Annotated in this window: 16 protein-coding genes and 1 pseudogene; 11 read left to right on the top strand and 6 right to left on the bottom strand. The window is 68.2% G+C overall.

Annotation, left to right across the window (positions count from 1 at the left end; genetic code table 11):
* Positions 1–22: 22 nt before the first annotated feature.
* The 3 genes from ACZ7L4_RS39020 to ACZ7L4_RS39010 form a co-directional block, all read right to left on the bottom strand.
* A complete protein-coding gene (locus ACZ7L4_RS39020) occupies positions 23–1,021 on the bottom strand; it encodes a zinc-dependent alcohol dehydrogenase family protein (protein ID WP_472109813.1) in 999 nt (332 codons plus the stop codon).
* A 106-nt stretch (positions 1,022–1,127) separates the two neighbouring features.
* Entirely contained in the window at positions 1,128–1,889 is a 762-nt protein-coding gene (locus tag ACZ7L4_RS39015; RefSeq protein WP_472109812.1) for a DeoR/GlpR family DNA-binding transcription regulator, read from the bottom strand.
* 286 nt (positions 1,890–2,175) lie between these two features.
* The gene (locus ACZ7L4_RS39010; RefSeq protein ID WP_472109811.1) at positions 2,176–2,952 is read right to left on the bottom strand and encodes a helix-turn-helix transcriptional regulator; all 777 of its coding nucleotides are present in this window, start codon (positions 2,950–2,952) and stop codon (positions 2,176–2,178) included.
* Between the two features lie 203 nt (positions 2,953–3,155).
* On the opposite strand from ACZ7L4_RS39010, the gene ACZ7L4_RS39005 reads away from it, so the two are divergent.
* From ACZ7L4_RS39005 to ACZ7L4_RS38995, 3 genes are read left to right on the top strand one after another with little or no spacing between them, the layout of a single operon-like run.
* The gene (locus ACZ7L4_RS39005) at positions 3,156–3,821 is read left to right on the top strand and encodes a hypothetical protein (RefSeq protein ID WP_472109810.1); all 666 of its coding nucleotides are present in this window, start codon (positions 3,156–3,158) and stop codon (positions 3,819–3,821) included.
* A complete protein-coding gene (locus ACZ7L4_RS39000) occupies positions 3,822–4,946 on the top strand; it encodes an MAB_1171c family putative transporter (RefSeq protein ID WP_472109809.1) in 1,125 nt (374 codons plus the stop codon).
* A 40-nt stretch (positions 4,947–4,986) separates the two neighbouring features.
* A complete protein-coding gene (locus ACZ7L4_RS38995; protein ID WP_472109808.1) occupies positions 4,987–6,177 on the top strand; it encodes an amidohydrolase family protein in 1,191 nt (396 codons plus the stop codon).
* A gap of 145 nt (positions 6,178–6,322) precedes the next feature.
* Here ACZ7L4_RS38995 and ACZ7L4_RS38990 read toward each other — a convergent pair whose 3' ends face one another.
* Complete coding sequence (locus ACZ7L4_RS38990; RefSeq protein WP_472109807.1) at positions 6,323–7,207, bottom strand: helix-turn-helix transcriptional regulator; 885 nt, start codon at positions 7,205–7,207, stop codon at positions 6,323–6,325.
* A 901-nt stretch (positions 7,208–8,108) separates the two neighbouring features.
* Between ACZ7L4_RS38990 and ACZ7L4_RS38985 the strand changes: the two genes are divergently transcribed.
* The 7 genes from ACZ7L4_RS38985 to ACZ7L4_RS38955 all read left to right on the top strand — a co-directional run bounded on the left by ACZ7L4_RS38985 (position 8,109) and on the right by ACZ7L4_RS38955 (position 14,580).
* Complete coding sequence (locus tag ACZ7L4_RS38985) at positions 8,109–9,053, top strand: hypothetical protein (RefSeq protein ID WP_472109806.1); 945 nt, start codon at positions 8,109–8,111, stop codon at positions 9,051–9,053.
* A complete protein-coding gene (locus ACZ7L4_RS38980; RefSeq protein WP_472109805.1) occupies positions 9,053–9,763 on the top strand; it encodes an ATP-binding protein in 711 nt (236 codons plus the stop codon). The genes ACZ7L4_RS38985 and ACZ7L4_RS38980 overlap by 1 nt, the downstream gene beginning before the upstream one ends.
* A gap of 95 nt (positions 9,764–9,858) precedes the next feature.
* On the top strand, positions 9,859–10,443 hold the full coding sequence (locus ACZ7L4_RS38975) for a WhiB family transcriptional regulator (protein WP_472109804.1): 585 nt from the start codon (positions 9,859–9,861) through the stop codon (positions 10,441–10,443).
* Entirely contained in the window at positions 10,440–11,426 is a 987-nt protein-coding gene (locus ACZ7L4_RS38970; protein WP_472109803.1) for a DUF2637 domain-containing protein, read from the top strand. The genes ACZ7L4_RS38975 and ACZ7L4_RS38970 overlap by 4 nt, the downstream gene beginning before the upstream one ends.
* A gap of 546 nt (positions 11,427–11,972) precedes the next feature.
* Entirely contained in the window at positions 11,973–12,353 is a 381-nt protein-coding gene (mobC, locus tag ACZ7L4_RS38965) for a plasmid mobilization relaxosome protein MobC (RefSeq protein WP_472109802.1), read from the top strand.
* A 6-nt stretch (positions 12,354–12,359) separates the two neighbouring features.
* Complete coding sequence (locus tag ACZ7L4_RS38960; protein WP_472109801.1) at positions 12,360–14,099, top strand: relaxase/mobilization nuclease domain-containing protein; 1,740 nt, start codon at positions 12,360–12,362, stop codon at positions 14,097–14,099.
* 79 nt (positions 14,100–14,178) lie between these two features.
* A complete protein-coding gene (locus ACZ7L4_RS38955; protein ID WP_472109800.1) occupies positions 14,179–14,580 on the top strand; it encodes a hypothetical protein in 402 nt (133 codons plus the stop codon).
* Positions 14,581–14,745: 165 nt separating this feature from the next.
* Here the strand turns inward: ACZ7L4_RS38955 and ACZ7L4_RS38950 are convergent, their stop codons facing one another.
* Complete coding sequence (locus tag ACZ7L4_RS38950) at positions 14,746–15,552, bottom strand: hypothetical protein (RefSeq protein WP_472109799.1); 807 nt, start codon at positions 15,550–15,552, stop codon at positions 14,746–14,748.
* Positions 15,553–16,074: 522 nt separating this feature from the next.
* On the opposite strand from ACZ7L4_RS38950, the gene ACZ7L4_RS38945 reads away from it, so the two are divergent.
* The gene (locus ACZ7L4_RS38945) at positions 16,075–16,257 is read left to right on the top strand and encodes an SH3 domain-containing protein (protein WP_472109798.1); all 183 of its coding nucleotides are present in this window, start codon (positions 16,075–16,077) and stop codon (positions 16,255–16,257) included.
* A gap of 1,448 nt (positions 16,258–17,705) precedes the next feature.
* Here the strand turns inward: ACZ7L4_RS38945 and ACZ7L4_RS38940 are convergent.
* Positions 17,706–18,008, bottom strand: a pseudogene (locus ACZ7L4_RS38940) (hypothetical protein); the annotation flags it as partial.

Below are 18,008 nucleotides of genomic sequence, written 5' to 3'. Positions count from 1 at the left end.
AACCCTCCTTGCCGTTCCGTGTTCAGTGCCCGGCGGGCGCGATGTGGATCTTGCGTCCGGTGCCGGCGCGGAACGCGGCCACCGCGGCGTCGAAGTCGTCGAGCGCGTAGACGTCGCTCAGGAGAGGGTCGAGGTCGAGTCCCGAGGAGAGCAGGTCGATGGCGGCCGGGAAGCTGTGGTGCACGGCCATCGATCCGATGATGTCGATCTCGGAGTTGTAGATCCGGAATGGAGAGATCGCCGCCGTACGGTCCGGGTCGGCGACGCCGAATTGGAGGAAGGTGCCGCCCTTGCGGACCCGCCCGATGCCGTCCTCGATGGCGGCGACGACGCCGGTCGCGTCGGTGACGACCTCGAAACCCTCCGGCCGGGCGAGCGCGTCGGCACTGGTCGCGACGGCGTCCGCGGCGAACTCCTTGGCAAAAGCGAGGCGTTCCTCGTTCGGGTCGACGAGGGACACGGAGGCCGCTCCCGCGTGCTTGACCAGCGCGGCCATCATCAGCCCCATCGTGCCCGCGCCGTAGATGAGGTGATGTTCGGCAGGTCGCCGCGGCAGTCGGTTCAGGCCGTGGACCGCGCAGGACAACGGCTCGATGAGACCTGCGGCCGCGGCGGACATGGACTCCGGGAGCACGTACGCACAGGCGGCCGGCACTGCCACGAGCTCCGCGAAGCCGCCGTCTCTGGTGACACCCACGGCGCTGTACGCGTCGCACAGGTTGCCGCGCCCGATGCGGCAGTAGTGGCAGGCGCCGCACGGGATGTTGGGGTCGACGGCGACACGGGCGCCGATGGGAGGCGCTGTGACACCTCCGCCGAGTGCGACGACCGTGCCGGTCAGCTCGTGGCCGGGGATCAACGGGTAGTGCGCCATAGGTGTCTCACCGGCGAGGATGTGCATGTCGGTGCCGCAGAGGCCGCACGAGGCGACGGATACGACGATCTCGCCTGGTCCGGGGGCCGGATCGGGGACCTCGCGTATGTCGGTACGGCCTGGAGCGGTGACGACGAGGGCGCGCATGGGTGACTCCTTGTAAGGGTGCGGGGCATGGGCAAGGGGACTCGTTGCGGCACATCAAGTCCCGCCCCGGGCACGTGGTTTGACGATGTGCTTGGGGTGGCGACGGTCAGGCGCGAATTACCTGCGGTCCGAGGTGCGCGTAGCGCGCCGCCTCCGCTGCTGGAAGCGCGGTGTCGGTGACGATCGCCTCGAAATCGGTGACGTCGGCGAATTTACTGAAGCTCACCGAGCCGAACTTGGTGTGCACCCCGGCGAAGATCCGCCGTCGGGCAGCGCGTACGACATGGGCCTTGAGGTCGCCGACCACGGGATCCGGAGTGGTCAGGCCGTACTCCCGCGAGATGCCGTTGGCCCCTACGTACGCGACGTCGATCACGAACGTGGAGAGCATCTGCACCGCGAAGTGCCCGATGGTGGCCATCGTGCCGCCGCGCACCCGGCCTCCAAGTAGGAGTACCGAGATGTGCTCCCGGTCGGCAAGAACCGAGGCGACGCCGAGCGAGGCGGTGACGACGGTCAGCGGTACGTCGTGTGGCAGCGCCTCGGCAATGAGACGAGGAGTGAACCCCTCGTCGACGAAGACGGTCTCGGCACCGTCCAGCAGGTCCGCAGCGGCGGTCGCGATCCGAGACTTTTCCGGGACGTGCTGGGTGCGCCGGACGTCGAGGGACGTTTCGAAACCGGCGCTCTCCACTGGGTATGCGCCGCCGTGCGTCCGACGCATCAGACCGTTCCGTTCGAGCATGCCGAGGTCCCGCCGGACAGTCTCCTTGGACACGCCGAGCTCATCAGCGAGCGCGAGAACCTCCACACTCCCGGTCTTCCGCGCCAGCTCCACCATCCGCCGTCGACGTTCCTCGGCGTTCACTCCGTGCCTCTCCCTTGAGGTCTCCACCATCATGCCCGTTCGGGCTCACAGTCAGATTCAAACAGGGCGGATCCCACCTGGACCAGCGGATACATACTCCCAATGGTGACCGTTTCTGCCCGTTTCGACGCGCGCTGCGCCGCGCATGCCCATCAAGCACGTGGCGCCGGCGTGCCTGTCTCGGGCACGTGGATGACCGTTTGATGTCTGCTGGAGCTGTGTCTGGCCGGTGGGAGGGGCCGTCTGCGCAGTCACGTCTGGACCGTCGGCTCTCCGATGGCGCTGCCTACAAGCGGAGAAGCACGACGAGGCGTTGGTCAGGCTTGCTCATCGGGGCGAAGGCCATGATGCGAACTCGGATCTCCTTGCCGTCGTGGTACGGCAACGAGAAACGGCGTTCGTCGCCGTCCGGGTGGGCTTGCGCCTGCTGGGTGGCCCACAGTTCGCTGGCTTCCGGGTTTCCTTCCAGGATCTCGTCACGGAGATTGATGAGCTCTGGTGTGTCTGGGTGCGTGGCGATGGCGTATCGGATCTGCGCGAGGAATGGGATCGCCCAGTCCTCACGCCAGTTGACCAGTTGGTCCCGGGCTTCCGGGTACAGGAAAGCGAACCGCATGAGGTTGCGCTCGTACGGCAACCACGGAAACCAGTCTTCCTGCGGTTGGTTGTGAGCGAGGATGTCCCACCACAGATTGGAAACGTATGCCGGGTGGGGGAGCATCAAATTCAGCACGGACTGAAGGTGCTCGTCCGTCTGCTGACTCGAGTCCGCGTGTGCGGGCGGAGGCGTATGTCCCAGCGTTAGCTGAAACAGCACGTCCCGCTCCGCATGGTCGAGCCTGAGTGTCATGGCCAGGCGCTGGACGAATTGCTCGGATACGGGGCGCGGGCTGCCGCCCTCCAACTGGCGATACCAGGAACTCGCCACGCCCGTGAGTGATGCCACCTCGTCCTGAGTCAACCCGTTCTTCAATCGTCTTCGCCTGGCGTCGATGCCGGGAATGCGGCGGTAATCGAGCCGCTCGCGCCAGCCGCGGAGCAGAGGTCCCAGCTCGGGGGACACGGCATGCTTTCCCGTATGGGCTGCGTCACTCACGCGTCTGTCGCACCAGCCTTTCGAACGAGCGGGTTGGGTGTATATGTCCATTATCTTGACCGTCTGGCATATGCGGAGCGTGTTTTCCTGAGTGCGTGTCGCACTGCAAAGCTGGATGCGGCATCAGTAGCGCCACTCTTGGTGGCGGAAGTAGCTGTGCAGGATTGCTGGTGCAAAAGCATCATGAGCAAGGGAGCCTGCTGGCCATGTCTACGTGGTGGCGTAGAAGCGATTCGCCGCGCAATCTGCCCGAGGGGCAGATTTCTGACAGCCGAACGGCTCGGGAACACCCAGATCTGCGGCAGCCCCGACACGAGGGCGGCGTCCGAGCCAAGGACTTGGAGCGGCGCATTCGCCGACTGCTGCGGACTCTCGATGTGCAGCCGCCGCTGAGCGTGCCCGACCTGTGCGCAGCGATCTCGCGCAGGCGTGGCCGCCCGATCGAACTGAAGGCGTTCTCCATGCGGAGCGACGGGCCGCTCGGCGCGTGGCTCGAGACGGCCGCCGCGGACATCATCGTCTTCCAGCAGGAGACGACATCGCATCACCAGGACCACATCGTCCTTCACGAACTCGGGCACATCCTGGCCGATCACCCAGGCCCTGCCGGCACCGACGTGTGGGAGCTGCTTCTCCCCGGTCTCGGCGCTGACGCGATCCGACGAGCGCTCCATCGCTGCTCGTACGACACCCGTCAGGAGCAGGAGGCCGAACTCGTCGCGACCATTGTGGGGGAGTGGGCGTCCATACTCGACCACGTCGCAACGGCGGCGAGTGAAGACCCTTCGGTGCGCAAGGTGCAGGCAGCCCTCGGCGACCGTCAGGGGTGGTTGTAGGTGATCGTCCCCTTCCTCACGGGACTCGTCGTCGCGGTCGGCTGGAAGTTCTACCAGCTCTCCAAGGCCCCGCAGGATCGGTCTCTGCGCTCGGTGGCTCTGTGTCTTGCGTGCGCCGCGATGTCCTACCCCTTCGCCATGCCGGAGGGAGGGACTGAAGTCGACGCCGTGGCCGGACACGGCGCTGCCAAACTCGTGCAGAACGTGCTGCTCCTTGCCACCGTGTACTTCCTGATGTGCTTCTACTTGTATGCGTCCGACGACGAGGACGGTGCCCGGCGCCGAGCCCGCATCGAGGGCGTCCTCGTCGTTGCCGTGGCTGTCGCCATCACGGTCGCCACCGCTACGGCTCCGCACCAGGCACTGGCGGGCAGCTTCTCCACCACGGACATGACCATCCCTCAGGTCGCCTTCTTCTACGCGGGCACCGGCCTGTACCTGATGTACGCGTTGACCGCCGCCGCGCTCTGGACGCGTCGTTACGCTCGGGCCTCGGCGCCGCCGCACTCGACGGGGTTGTGGGCTGCTGGTGCCGGCATGTTCGGTATGGCGTTCGCGTGCGCGATCCGAGCCGTGATCGTCGGGGTCAGGTGGCGTGGCGGCGCGGTCCCCGATCCGGCCCTGGCCGCGGTCGCCGCGCTGCTCGTCATCTCGACACTGTCGTTCGTCTTCGGCGTCACGTATCCAGGTGTACGGATGCGGCTCGCGCTCTGTCGCCTGTGGCTGCGGCACCGGCGCGAACATGAACGACTCGAACCGCTGTGGAATCTGATGGCGCAGGCTGCGCCCCATGTCGTACTCAGCCTCGAGTCGACGTCCCTGCGGGAACGGCGCCGCGCCCGTGGCGTGCACCGCCGCCGACATCGCCGGATCGTCGAATGCCGCGATGGACTCGTCGAGATCAGCCCGTACCTGTCGGTCGCGACCGAAGGCGCACTCGGAATCCGGGAGGGCGACGCAGCGGTCATGGCCCAACGGGTTCGAGATGCCGTGCAGGCCCACCGAAACACCTCGTCCGACGCCGAGCCGGCTCGCCCCCTGACTGCCATACCGCATCAACGCAGCCGAGACGCAGACATCCAGGAGCTCCTGGCCCTGTCCGACGCGCTGCGCGCCACCAACTGAACCTGTCTCCCCCCACCAACAAAGCGAAAGAGAGCCCCACATGCTCATCACGGCCGCTCGCGTCCTGGCCGGTGCCGACCGTCACGTCATCGCTGACGGAGCGGTCCTCGTCCGCGATGGAGTCATTGCGTGCGTCGGTCCGCGTGAAGAGGTCGAGCGCCATGCCCGGCCCGGCGAGTCCCAGCTCGCGTACCCGGCCGGGACCGTCCTGCCCGGTCTGATCGATGCCCACGTCCACCTCTGTTTCGATGCGGGCGCGGACCCGGTCGCGACCCTCCAGGAGCAGGACGATGAGGCGCTGTTCGGCGACATGCAGGCCCGAGCAGAGCAACTGCTTCGCAGCGGTGTCACCACGGCCCGCGACCTCGGTGATCGCAACGGCCTCGCCGTGCGCCTCTCTGAAGCCGTAGCAGCCGGTCAGACCGCAGGTCCGCGTATCGTCTCGGCGGCCACCCCCGTCACGCCGCACGGAGGGCACTGCTGGTTCCTCGGGGGTGAGGTGTCGGGGGTCGAGGAAGTGCGTCGGCTTGTGCAGCGCAACGTCGAGGTCGGTGCCAAGGTCATCAAGGTGATGGAGACGGGCGGCGGCCTCACCAAGGGAGGTGCCAAGAGCTGGGAGTCCCAGTTCTCCCACGAAGAGTTGGAGGCGCTCGTCGACGAGGCGCACCGCGCCGGCCTCCCCGTCGCCGCGCACGCGCACGGCACCGACGGGATCGCCGCGGCGGTCGAAGCAGGCGTCGACACGATCGAGCACTGCACCTGGATGACGGCTGACGGTTTCGACGTCCGCGAGGACGTGTTCGCCCAGATCATCGAGCGAGGCATCTACGTCTGCCCTGCGGTCAGCCCGCACTGGCCGATGCTGCCCAAGTTCTTCGGAGAGGAGCGCGCCGAGGCCATGTTCGATGCCGTTCGGCAGATGGCGAACGCGGGCGCGCGGATGATCGCGGGCACTGATGCGGGAGTGCAGCGAGCAGGCTTCGACGGGCTGGCCTCCAGCCTCGCCTTTTACGCGCACCTGGGAGTGCTGAACGAGCGCATCCTTGCGATGGCCACCACGGAAGCCGCCCACGCGCTGGGAGTTGGAGATGAGACTGGCCAGCTCTCGCCGGGCTACAGCGCGGATCTGCTGGTGGTCGACGGTGATCCGCTCGCCGACCTGGGCGCGTTGAAGTCCGTCGAGACCGTCGTGGCGATGGGCGAGCGCCGAGAGGTTGGAGCCAGCGCGTAGACACGAGTTGGTGAGCTGCACGACATGAGCTGGGTCAGCGATCTGCGATCGAGAGCTGGCCTGGCGGGGCGAGACGCTTAGAGGGTGAGAGGCCAGAGGGCTTCCCGAACCGGAATGTCGAAGTCGCTTGCCGTGGGGGGGGCACTCAATGCCCGGGGCCGCTGGTCCCGGGCTTTTCGCGGTCGGCCATCTCCTCCACGACCTGGTTGAGGAAGGAGAGGAGCTCGTCCGACATGCCCTCAGGGCCGAGGCCGCGAGTGGCGACGCGCCCTACGGCTCCGGTGCGCACAGCGGCGAGGAGGCGCAGCCCTTCGACGACCTGGCGTGCGACCCTGTCGTCGGTCTGGAAGTACAACGGCGCGACGCCGAACAACTCGGCGAGCCCCTCGGCGACGATCGGGGACAGCTCCGCATCGCCGCCGGTTCTCAAGGCGCGGGCTTCGTCCGCTGTCAGGATCTGCGCCCCTGCGTGCCCATTGACGGCCTCGGCGATCTCCGCGTCCGACGGCGGAGTCTGGGTTCCGGGATACGAGTGCTCGAGGAGGTACGTGATCTTCTCGGCCGTGGTTCGAGGCACCGTCGAGACATCCGTGGGGGCCGGCGCTTCGTTGCCGAAGGAACGCTCCTGCGCCGCGAGCAGCTCGTCCACGGTCACCCCGTAGGCCTTCGCCAGCGGTTGCTGGAACTTCTCGCTCAGTCGGCGCTTGCCGCGCTCGGCGTTGGCTACCGGCCCGGAGCTCTTCGTGCCGATCAGCTCTCTGGACTGATACTGGCTGTACCCGGCGTCGCAGCGAAGATCGGCGAGGTCGGGGAGATCTCCTGCCCCCCGCGGGAAGAGCTCGTCCAGCGGGAGACCGAAGAACTTCGCCAGGACGGGGAGCTTCTCTCCGTCGGGCGACGACGAGCCCAGCTCCCAGCTGGCGACCGTGGAGTCGCCGACACCGACCGCTTCGCCCAGCTCGCTCTGGGTGATGTTCCGGGCGCGGCGCAGCGCGCGCACCCGGTCGCGGTCGAAATGGCGAGGGGCCATCGGAGGCTCTCCCGAAGCTGGTTCTCTAAATTGCGGAAACTTCAGTGTGTTGATTCAGCGCCCAAACCGGGATAGGTTCAGTTTGGCGAACCGAGGTGTTCAACTTACACCCTTCGTCACCGACCTGCCCAGGTCGAACCGGGCCGCGCAACGAACGAGGGGGCTCGATCCGGACGGCGGCGGGGCGCGACCTTGTGTCGGGCGCGCTCCTCGCCCGATGGGGCGAAGGTGTCGCGCCGACATCGAAATGGATCAGCGCAGGCTGTCCGCTGGAGTGTCGCGGGCGCCACGCATATGTTGCTGGTCGCTCGCTCGCCCGGCGGAGCCGAAACAACTGTGAGGAGACCGACTGGAGTTGCCCAGATGCCCGAGCGGGCGCCCCATGCCAGGGGAAAAGAAACCGGCGCCCAGAAGTTCGCACCTTCCGGACGCCGAGGCCGCGGCACCAGAGGGGCCACGGATTCATAACCAGAGCGGGCCGGCTGACCTTTGCGACGAGAACGGCCGTCCCACTCCACCTACGAGTGAGGAATTCTCGCATGCCTGAACACCCTCCCGGAAGGACCCGCACCACCGGTGTGCACGACCGAGTAATCGGCCCTGTCGGCGCTCGGCGTCTCCGTCTGGCCAGGGCTTTGGCGGAGATGCTCCCCGGTGCCCGCACGCTCCGAGTCACCCTTCGAGGGCCTGCTCGAACCTGGCCGAGCCCCCATGCGAACGCTCATGACGTCGGAGGGTGCCGCCTCCCACTGAGCCATTCCCAGGCACGCACCGCCGCTCTCTGGACCATTCGCGCCTTCCCCGAGACGGACTGGAGCCAGGACCGCGACTTCGATCTGCGGACCGGCAGGCTGATGTGCGCGGCGGACCTGAGGCCCGCGACGAGCGGGGGCAGCTGACCATGGCCCGCATCCGAACCATCAAGCCGGAGGCCTTCGCCTCCGAGTCCCTGGCCGCCGTTTCCCTGAGCGCGGAGCGGACGTTCTTCGGCCTGCTGACCCAGGTCGACGACCGGGGACGTATCCGCGATCAGCCTGCCGTCATCGCGGGCGTGCTCTGGTCGCTGCGGCCCGGGCACGGCCCCATGGGCGTCGAGGACGACCTCATCCAACTGGCCGCCGAGGACCTGATCTGCCGGTACACAGGCAAGGACGGCAAGGCGTATCTGCACGTCGTCACCTGGTCGCAGCACCAGAAGATCAACCGCCCCAGTGGCGTACGCACCCCGCAGTGCCCCCGACATGACGCAGCACCTGGCAATGCGGTGGACACCGGCACGCCTCCTGGAGCGCTCGCTGAGGAAGCAGGGAGCAGCCGCGGAGTTCTCGACAACGGCTCACAGTCGCCCGGAAGTTGCGTGCCAGCGCGTGACGACGCAGGTCAATCACCTGCCACGGAGGCCTCCATGCGTCCTCACGGAGCTCTCAGTGAGTCACCCGTGAGCCCTCACACTCCGGATCTAGGACCTAGGAACCTGGACCTAGGAACTACTTCCCCCGCGGGGGAGGCTGGCGCCTCCGCACCGACCAGGGCCTCAGCTCAGCAGCTGATCGCCGAGTACACCGCCGCGTGCACCCACCGGCCGCCGCGTGACGTGCTTGGACACCTGGGCCGGGCGACGGCCAAGCTCCTCACCGAGGGCATCCACCCCGACCACATCCGCGCAGGCCTCACCCGCCATCGCGCCAAGGGCCTGCACCCCAGCACCCTGCCCAGCCTGGTCCACGAGGCCATGAACGCCGCGACCGAAGGCTTTGCCCGGCCGGAATCCAGGCCTACCGTCCCCGCTCACCGGCCCTGGGCCAACCCCGCCGACCCTGCCGCCGCCTACGCCGAGGAGCTGTGATGCGGGACCACGACGCCCAGCCCGTCGGTGGCCTCGCGCGCCGACTGGCCACCATCCTCACCGCCAAGGGCATCGACCCGGCCGCCGAACCCGATGAGCGCCCCGAGCCCACCCCGGCCCTCCAGGCGGCCGACTCCCGCATCCCGCCCCGCTACCGCAGCGCCCTCGCCGACCACCCCGCCGTCACCTCATGGGTACGCGAAGTCGCCGACGCCGGACGCCCGGGCCCCGGCGGACTCCCCGGCATCGCGCAGGGCCGCTCCCTCCTGATCGCCGGAACCACCGGTACGGGCAAGACCCACCAGGCGTACGGGGCGATCCGCTCGCTCCTGATCGCCGGTGTCCGCCTCCGCTGGAAGGCGGTCACCGCAGCCGACCTCTACGCGGAACTGCGCCCGCGGCCCGGCCAGGACGGCGAACGCGAGTTCATGGATCTGGCCCGCTGCCCGCTGCTGTTCGTCGACGACCTCGGCGCAGCCAAGAACAGCGAGTGGACCGAGGAGATCACCATGCGGCTGATCAACCGCCGCTACAACGAGATGCTCCCCACCCTCCTCACCACCAACCTCGGCATGGCCGACCTCCGCGCCCACGTCGGCGACCGCGTCGCGTCCCGCCTCACCGAGATGACCGACAAGGTCATCCTCGACGGCCCCGACCGCAGACGCGCCCTGGCAGCCGAGCGCTTGCACGCCGCTGCCACCCGCTGAACACCCCCGCGAACACAGCCCGTTCGCCCCCCCACGCACCAAGCCCAGGGCACACCATGCCCAAAACCTGCCCTGGGCCGAACGGAGACACCCCCATGAGCTCCTACGAGCCCCGCACGCACCGGCTCCTCGGCGACCAGTCCTGGCACGAGCACGCCGCCTGCCGCTCGACCCCGCACCACCAGGTCGACCTCAACCTGTTCTTCCCCGAGCCCGACGAGATGGACCGCATCCACGAGGCCAAGGCCTACTGCGCCGAGTGCCCCGTGCGCCGCACCTGCCTCGACGCCGCACTCGAGAACGGTGACCGCGAAGGCATACGGGCCGGCATGACCGAAGAAGAACGCGAGCCCCTGCACAGCAAGTTGGAGAACCGCGTCGACCACTCGCGCGTCAACGCCACCCTGGCCGGACGCGATGTGCACCTCACCAAGGGCGAACGCCGCGCCGTTGTCCGGGCCGCCTACCAGTCCGGCGTCACCCCCGAACGCCTCGCCTGGCTCCTCAAGATCACGGAGGAGCACGCGGACAAGCTGTACCGGCGCACACGCCGCCAGATCCGCAACCGAGGCGCGGAGGAGAACCAAGCCGCCAACCGCACGGAGTCAGATGACTCGGCGCAGTGGGGGAGCGTCACCAGCCTGCCGCACGGTCAGGACGACCTCGGAGCGGCCGCGTGAGTGACATCGTCTCCCTGCAAGCGCGCATCACGAGGTGGGACCGCGCGGCCATCGTCTCCCTCGGCGGCGCGGGATGCGCCCTGTCCTACGACGCCCTGCAACAGATGGCCACGGCCATCCACATCCGCGGATTCCTGACATTCGTGTTCCCGCTCGTCATCGACGGGTTCATCGCCTACGGCGTGCGGGCCCTGCTCGTCCTGCGCACAGCCCCGCTCGCCGCCCGCTGCTACGTGTGGCTCCTCTTCGGCACCGCCACGGCCGCGAGCATCTGGGCCAACGCGCTGCACGCCGTCCGCCTCAACCAGCTGCAATCCGCAGGCACCGGTCTCCGCCTGGGCGATGTGACCGTCGGCGTCCTGTCGACCCTGGCCCCGCTCGCCCTGGCCGGTGCGGTTCACCTGTACATCCTCATCGCCCGCCGCGTCGCCGAGGCCGAAGCCGAGGTATCCGAAGAGCTGGACACCTCACCTGTCCGGACAGGTCAGGTCATGGCCGCTTGCCGAGACACCATGTCTCCAGGGGCATCGCTCCCGGCAGGGCACCTGGCTGCGGACACCGGCCGCCCGATGGTCACGCAGGACACGGAGACCATGAAACCGGTCGGTGAGGACACGCTGTCCGGACGCATGGACGACGCCGTGGCCGACCTCGAACCGGATCAACACGACCGAGCCACTGACCGGGTCGGACCCCTGGGCTCCAGACCGCATCCAGCTACACCTCAGCAACCGCCGATGCTGCCGGTGACCGCCACACACGCCCGCCGCCCCCAGCGCGCGGACACCCCGCACCAGTCCGACACCGCACCGACCGACGAGGACCTGCTTGCCATCGCCCGTCCTGCGGTCAAGGCCGCCGGCCGGCTGACCCGCCAGGTCGTCGGCGACGCCATCCGCAGCAACCACGGCCTCGGCAACGACCGGCTGACCCACCTCATGCGCCTTCTGCGAACAGAGGCCCAACACCAGGGCGCCAACTGACCGGCCGATCCGCGGGTGGCCGACCGAACCGGTGTCCGCGCCGCCGGTCGGCCACCGCCCCTACCCCGAAATGGAGACACCTGTGCGCACCACCCCGGTCACCGGAGCCGAAGCCGACGCGTGGATCGCCGTCCTCATGAGGTACGGACACCTGCATCATGCTCAGCCGGGCCCCGGCGGGGCGTGGACTGTGCGGCGTACCGCCACGAGCACGCCCCGCACCCTCCACCATCCGGTCCTCGTCCTCGACTACGTCGCGGAAGTCTTGCGTGACGTACGCCGAAACGCCGCCGGGACGGCCCGATGACGTCAAAGGAACCGGCCGCCGTTGCCCCTGACGCGGGGAAAGGACGCTGCCCGGCACGAGGCGGAGCAAGCTGTACCTTCCGAAACTCCTCCGCAGCCACGGGCCGCGGAGGAGTTTCGGAAGGGCTTGCCCCCGCCCCTGGGGGAGCGGGGGAGACCCGGCACCAGGGGGTGCCGGGCACGGGGGCTGCGACCGAGGGCGGATCGCAGCAGGACGGAGAAGACATCGAGCGTGCCGTCGTGCGCACGCGCCCACGCCTGCGCCAGAGCGTGCACCGCGACCAAGTCCGCAGCGTCCGCCTGACGTGCGACGAACTCGACTCAGTTCACCGCGCCGCCGAAACGGTCGGCTTGAAGGCCGCCGGATTCATGGCTGACGCCGCGGTGGCCGTCGCTCGGGCCCAAGGTGGTCCGAAAACCTGGCTGTTGGACCAGCGTGGCCGCGTAGAGGAACTGATGACGGCCAGCGCCCAGCTCGCCCGAGTCGGCAATAACCTCAACCAAGTAGCCCGTGTCCTGAACTCCGGAGGCCACTCCGAGTACGCCGACGACGCTGTGGCCCGGGTTCTCCGCGCGGCGGCCCGAGTAGAGGCCGCCGCGATCGAACTGGCACGGCGGTGACCGGCCTTGGTCCCCGACGTCTCCACCGGAGGTCGAACGTACGGCCTCCTTGCCTACCTCTACGGACCTGGCCGCCGGGACGAACACATCGACCCTCACCTCGTGACGGCTTGGCTGCCGCCCCTCGCTCCCGACCCCGGTCGAGACGGGGCCGCCACGCTGAAGCAGCTCGCCGACGCCTTGGACCTGCCGGTTCTGGCGGTCCGCGAGAACCGTCGTCCGGCCCGCCACGTGTGGCACTGTCCCGTCCGTACGGCACCGGGCGACCGCCACCTCAACGACGACGAGTGGTCCGAAGTGGCCCGCCGCATCGTCCACGCCACCGGGATTGCCGAATACGGCGACGACAAGGCCTGCCGATGGGTCGCTGTCCGTCATGCCGACGACCACATCCACATCGTCGCCACTCTCAAACGACAAGACGGCCGCAGTCCACGGCGTCACCAGGACGGCATCCGCGCCCAAGCCGAGTGCCGCAAGATTGAGAAGGAATGGGGGCTGCAGATCCTCAACGAGGGCGACCGCACCGCGGCCCAACGCCCCACCAGCGCCGAACGCGCCAAGGCCGAACGCACCGGACGCCCCGAACCCGCCCGCGAATCTCTCCGCGAGCACGTGCGCCAAGCGCTGGCCGGCGCCGCCGACGAAGCCGAGTTCTTCCACCGCCTCACCGAGGTCGGCCTCCGGCTGGAGATCCGTCGGGCTCCCTCGGGGGATGCGCTTGGGTACAAGGTCGCCCTTCCCGGCGACCGTAATCGCGTGGGAGAGCCGGTGTGGTTCCCGGGCTCCCGCCTCGCTCCTGATCTCTCCTTGCCGCAGATCCGACGACGCCTGGAGAACGTGGCTGGCGAAGACAATTTGTCTTCGCCAGCGCTGCCCGATGACCGTCCATCCTCCGCTCGCCGTGCTGCGACCCATATCGTCGAGCAGGCGACCACCCAACTCGCCGAGGATCACGGTCCCGCGAGCGGCGCGGCCCAACTCGTTGGTATCGGCGCTGTCCTGGACGCCGCCACTCAGACGGCACCCACCTCAACGCGCAAGGAACTTGCCGCTGCCGCCCGCGCCTTCGAGCGCGCGACCCGCTCGCACATCCGCGCCGAACACGCCGACCACCGAGCTCTACGCTCCGCCGCACGCGGCATCATCCGGGCCGGCAACGCGCTCGGAAAGGGCGAGGACGGGGGCACGACCGCGATGCTCCTGTCCACGATGGTCCTCGCCACCGTCGCCGCGATCCGTTGGCACTCAGCCCGAGGCCATGCCCAGCAGGTGGCCGCGGCACGTCAGGCTGCCGAACACCTCCGCACGGCGTACCGCACCGCCGCCGCTACGCCCATGAGCACGATGCGAGAACACGGCCGCCGATTTCTCACACCCCAACGTGAACGCTACGTACGCGCCCTTGAGATTGCCCTGCCAGAGCACGTCGACGCAGTGCGCCACTCATCCGGCTGGGACGCGCTGTCCGCCACACTGGAGCAGGCTGAACGGGCCGGCCACGACGCTGAAGCGCTCCTCCGAGGAGCCATCGAGAGCCGCGAGTTGGAGACGGCGGACAGCCTCTCCGACGTTCTGGTGTGGCGGCTACGCCGCCTCGCCGATCTACCTGCCGCCCCAGCGATGAGCCACGCTGCTGAGTCGCGCCCGCGACCCGCACTGTCACGCTCCTCGCAAGCCCGCACGCCGACCTCCACGCCGGCCCCCGACGCGGACGGCCCCCGCCGCCCCGGACACCGACACTAATGGCGTGAGGCAGGGGCTGGACACCTGTAGGCGGCTCCTGTTACGGCTGGTCAAGGAGAGGACTAGGAGGACGAAGCCCATGCTCAGGGAAGACGTTCAGGTACCCAGAATCCAGCCGTCGACCACCGCCGGCCACGAGGACCCGCTGCTGCGCCTGCAACACGAGATGCAGCTCGGCGACGGCGTCATCCGCCTGCGTGCCACCACTCACCCCGAGGAGATCCACATCACCGGCATCCCCGTGATGTGCCCGAAGTGCGGAGCCCGCCGCGACTGGATGGTCATCTGTGACCGCAGCGCCATCCGCATCCGCTGCCGCTGCGCCCACGAATGGGTTGAACGCGAACTGACCCGCGCGGACTACGAAGCCATGATTGTTGTTGGTGGCCGGGACCATCCGAGCCTGGACGCAGGTGCTCAGGCCATGGGTTATGACGGCTCCCTTGCTGGTACTTATTTCACCGAGCCACGTCCCGTGTAGCCAGTCCCCCAGCCCTGCGTCTTCAAGGCCGTATCCCGGTCGCTTGGGGAGCGATGCGCGTGCTTCAAGACATCCTGCGTTGTCGGCGTCAGCCAATCCGGAGCCGGCGGGGTGCACGAATCACCGCGGACATGTCGCGTCGCCGCTGTGGCGGGGCAGGCTCCACTACTTCCATGTCTTCGTGGTCTCGTCCCAGTGGAGGAGACGACCACGCACCTCTTCCGCAGTCGGGTCGAGGTCGATGAGGGCGAGGCGAGCCTCTTCGGTGAGGTCGTCGGGGAGTTCCACTCTCGTCAACACCTGCGAGTCCGGTACCCGCACGCCCAGGAGCCTGCGTTCGCCAGCCAACCGGAACAGTCTGATGCGGCTGAGTGCTCGGCCGACGGACTCCCCCAACCGCTCGCCGAGCTTCGTCGCGAAGGTCTCAAGGAACGGCCCGAGAACCTTGAGGGCGATGAACCCGACGGCCAGTTCCGCGTAGGGCGGAGATTCCATGCGGTCGCGGATTACCCCGTCGCGCTCCTCCTCAGCGCGGCGCTGCAGTTCGTGGTTCCTTTCCCGCGTCACTGCCGCGGAGTGTTGCTGCAAACCGAGATGGATCCGGCTGTCCGGCTCGCGTGACCGTTCGATCCTCGACCCGACCAGGGCGAAGCTCGTCGCACCCTCATCGTGGGCACGAAGCACGACATCGAGTGCGGGGAGGTTGTCCTGGTACCGCCACCCCTGCGAGATGAAATGTCTCAACTCAGAGCCCGAGTCGCCGGCCTCTGCCGCGAGGTCGGGCACGTTGGCTGCCTGAGCCGCCCGGGCGGCGAGGTGAAAGATAAGCACTGACTCGTCGAGACGGTCGTCCCCCTTCAGGGCGACCGCCAGGTCGTAGAGAGCCTGAGACTGGACCGCCTGATCGTCCGACGCATCGGCGATCAGAACGGCGTGGGTCGCTGCATCGATGGCGTTGCCTGCGTCCGTCATGTATCCCACCGTTTCGCAGCGCCGACGATCGGGTGGCAGCCCCAGCACTCCGGTACGGGTTCGTGACACAAGCGATCGTGGCGCGGCGAAACGATGTGTCCCGGCGCTGTGGCCGGGGCCGGGACGCAGCCAGGGCGACAGGACATGGCCAGCGCCCGCAAGTCAGTGATTTTGATCCTCATTCTCCGACTGAGGGACGCAGACACCCGCTGCTCGAAGCCAAAATGCGCGGAACTTAGCACGCAATCACCGGCCACGAGAAACCGCGACTCATCCGGATTCTTGCTCGCAGTCCGCATGGCTTCTGCCCGCGGCTACTCACGCAAGCTCTCATCTCTACGCAGAGGTCAATTCCGCATGGGCACTTCCCGCTTCGCCGCCTCCGTTGCCATCCTCGGAGCACTCACGGCCCCCGTCGTCTCCGCCACGAGCGCGATTGCCGCACCGCCCCACCCGACAGTCTCTCCGTCTCCCGGCGGCGACTGCGACCGTCGTGGACCATGGACGATCCACGCGAAGGCCGTGACCATCCGAGCCCACGCGACCAGCAACTCCACCGCGCGCGGTGTGCTCTACAAGGGACACAAGTTCACCGTCCACAAGACCAAGGGCAACTGGCACTACATAACCGACAAGGCCACCGGCGTCACGGGCTGGGTCTCCGGCTCGTACGTCTACCGCGAGGTTTACATGTGTCTGCACTAGCGAATTGGTCCCAGAGCTTGTCCTTTTCCCGGGAGATCTGAGAGGGGTCCTTTCGACCGCCTTCTGCGTTCTTCAGTTGGGTGGGAATTCGGCCCGCTCGGGGGCGAGGGGGGGGGCTTGACGACGCCCGGTATATTTTGCCTCACGCCTCGTCGGGGGCGGCACCTTCGGGGGCGTCGAGCTGCGTCTGCCCGCCTCCTGCGTGGGCTATGCGCTCGTTAGACTCGATCCTTCGCCGCTCATTGTCGGCATCGAATCGTTTTTCCAGCGCTGTGTCTTCGTCTCGATGCGTGTCTTGGCGACGCTGGCGGTGCGGTGACCGAGGCAGCCCACCGCGCCGCCCGCCAGGATTTCATTGACGACCTCGGGCTAGGCAGCGCGTTCGAGTGCTTCGCTGGTGTTCTCGATAGGGCCGCGATGGCGGCGGTACTTCGTCGTCTCGTCGGGTGGGCCACCAGCTGAGGGCGGGGGGGGGCGTTCCGAGGGCCTCCGTCAGCAAGCCCCTTATGTGCTCAACGTTTGGCCATGAACTTGCGGAGGACCTCTGGGCCGTGGCCGCCCTGATCCAGCACCCGTTGTACGTCGGGGCGCGCCCGCGCCCCCTTGGATATCGGGCTGCGATGACCAGAGCTGCTTGAATCGACGCCGGATCAGGGAGAGCGGCCGCCGCTCGTCCTTGCTGCCGACTGGTAGCTACCGGGCGTCCACAAGGGTTCCGGGGGCCAGACGGTGCAGCCTGGGCCGCATACAGGTTCACCCGCACTCAGCAGATCGGGCTGAACGTGCGACGGCAGGAGGGGGCCGAATGGGACATCACTGCTCAAGCAGGCCGCAGCCGTGCCGGTGGCGTGCCGCTCGGGGGAGAGCCCTGCTGGCGGGACGTTCCTGCGGGGTGCCGACAGCGTGCGCTTGAGGGGCTGCCCCTGAGGTCGTCGCCTCGGGGGGCGCTTCACCTCGCCTTTCCGTGCCCGATCTTTCGGCCGCGGGACCAGCGCGCCCCCCTTGGATGTGCCAAGACGACCGGGCAGGCACTCCCTTACGTCCGGCTACCCCCGCGCCCCTTGGCTACACAGACACCAGCCGTCTTTCCGACGTCTGCGACCAAGTGCAGGTTGCCTGAGGCGGCCGCCGGAGCGAAGCCGAATCCCTCTGCGCCTGGCGGCCAGTCGGGATTGAGCGGGGCCTGGATCCAGTTGCCGAAGGTGCCCAGATCGATGGCCTAGTGCGACCAAGCCGTGGGCAGAACGGGAGCAAGGAGTGCGATGAGAAAGAGCCCGACGAACGCGGCGGCGTATCCGCCCACGGCTCCGGGCAGGACTGTTCTGAGTAATTGCACAAGACTCGCGTCTACCGCGTTCCCGAATTCGGTGCGGTCCCGACGGCCAGCGTCGCGGTCGCCGGGATTCTCCACCTGCGATGCCCTTGGTCAGTGGTGATCCCAGTCAGCCTCATTCCATGGTTGCTCCGGCGGGCGAGGTTCGGCCCGCTCCTGCCGTGTCGGGATGGGGCACCTGATGGTGTCGGCCGGGGTCAGCCGACGACCGGAGGGTCGTGCTGAGTGCCGCGGCCGCGACGTAGAGGCCGACGAACGTCCAGATCAGTGCCGTCATGTGGGCGGCGCCGCCAAGTAGGCCGACCAGGGCAGGGCCCACGAAGGCGGAGAGGCCCGCGGCGAGGCTGTAGACGGCGAGGGCGTTCGCGCTGTCGGTGCGCGGGACGAGTCCCGGCATGAGGGCCGTGAGCGGCACGAA

The organism is Streptomyces sp. NPDC107575, from assembly GCF_055657265.1.
This window is presented reverse-complemented; position numbering and strand designations above follow the sequence as displayed.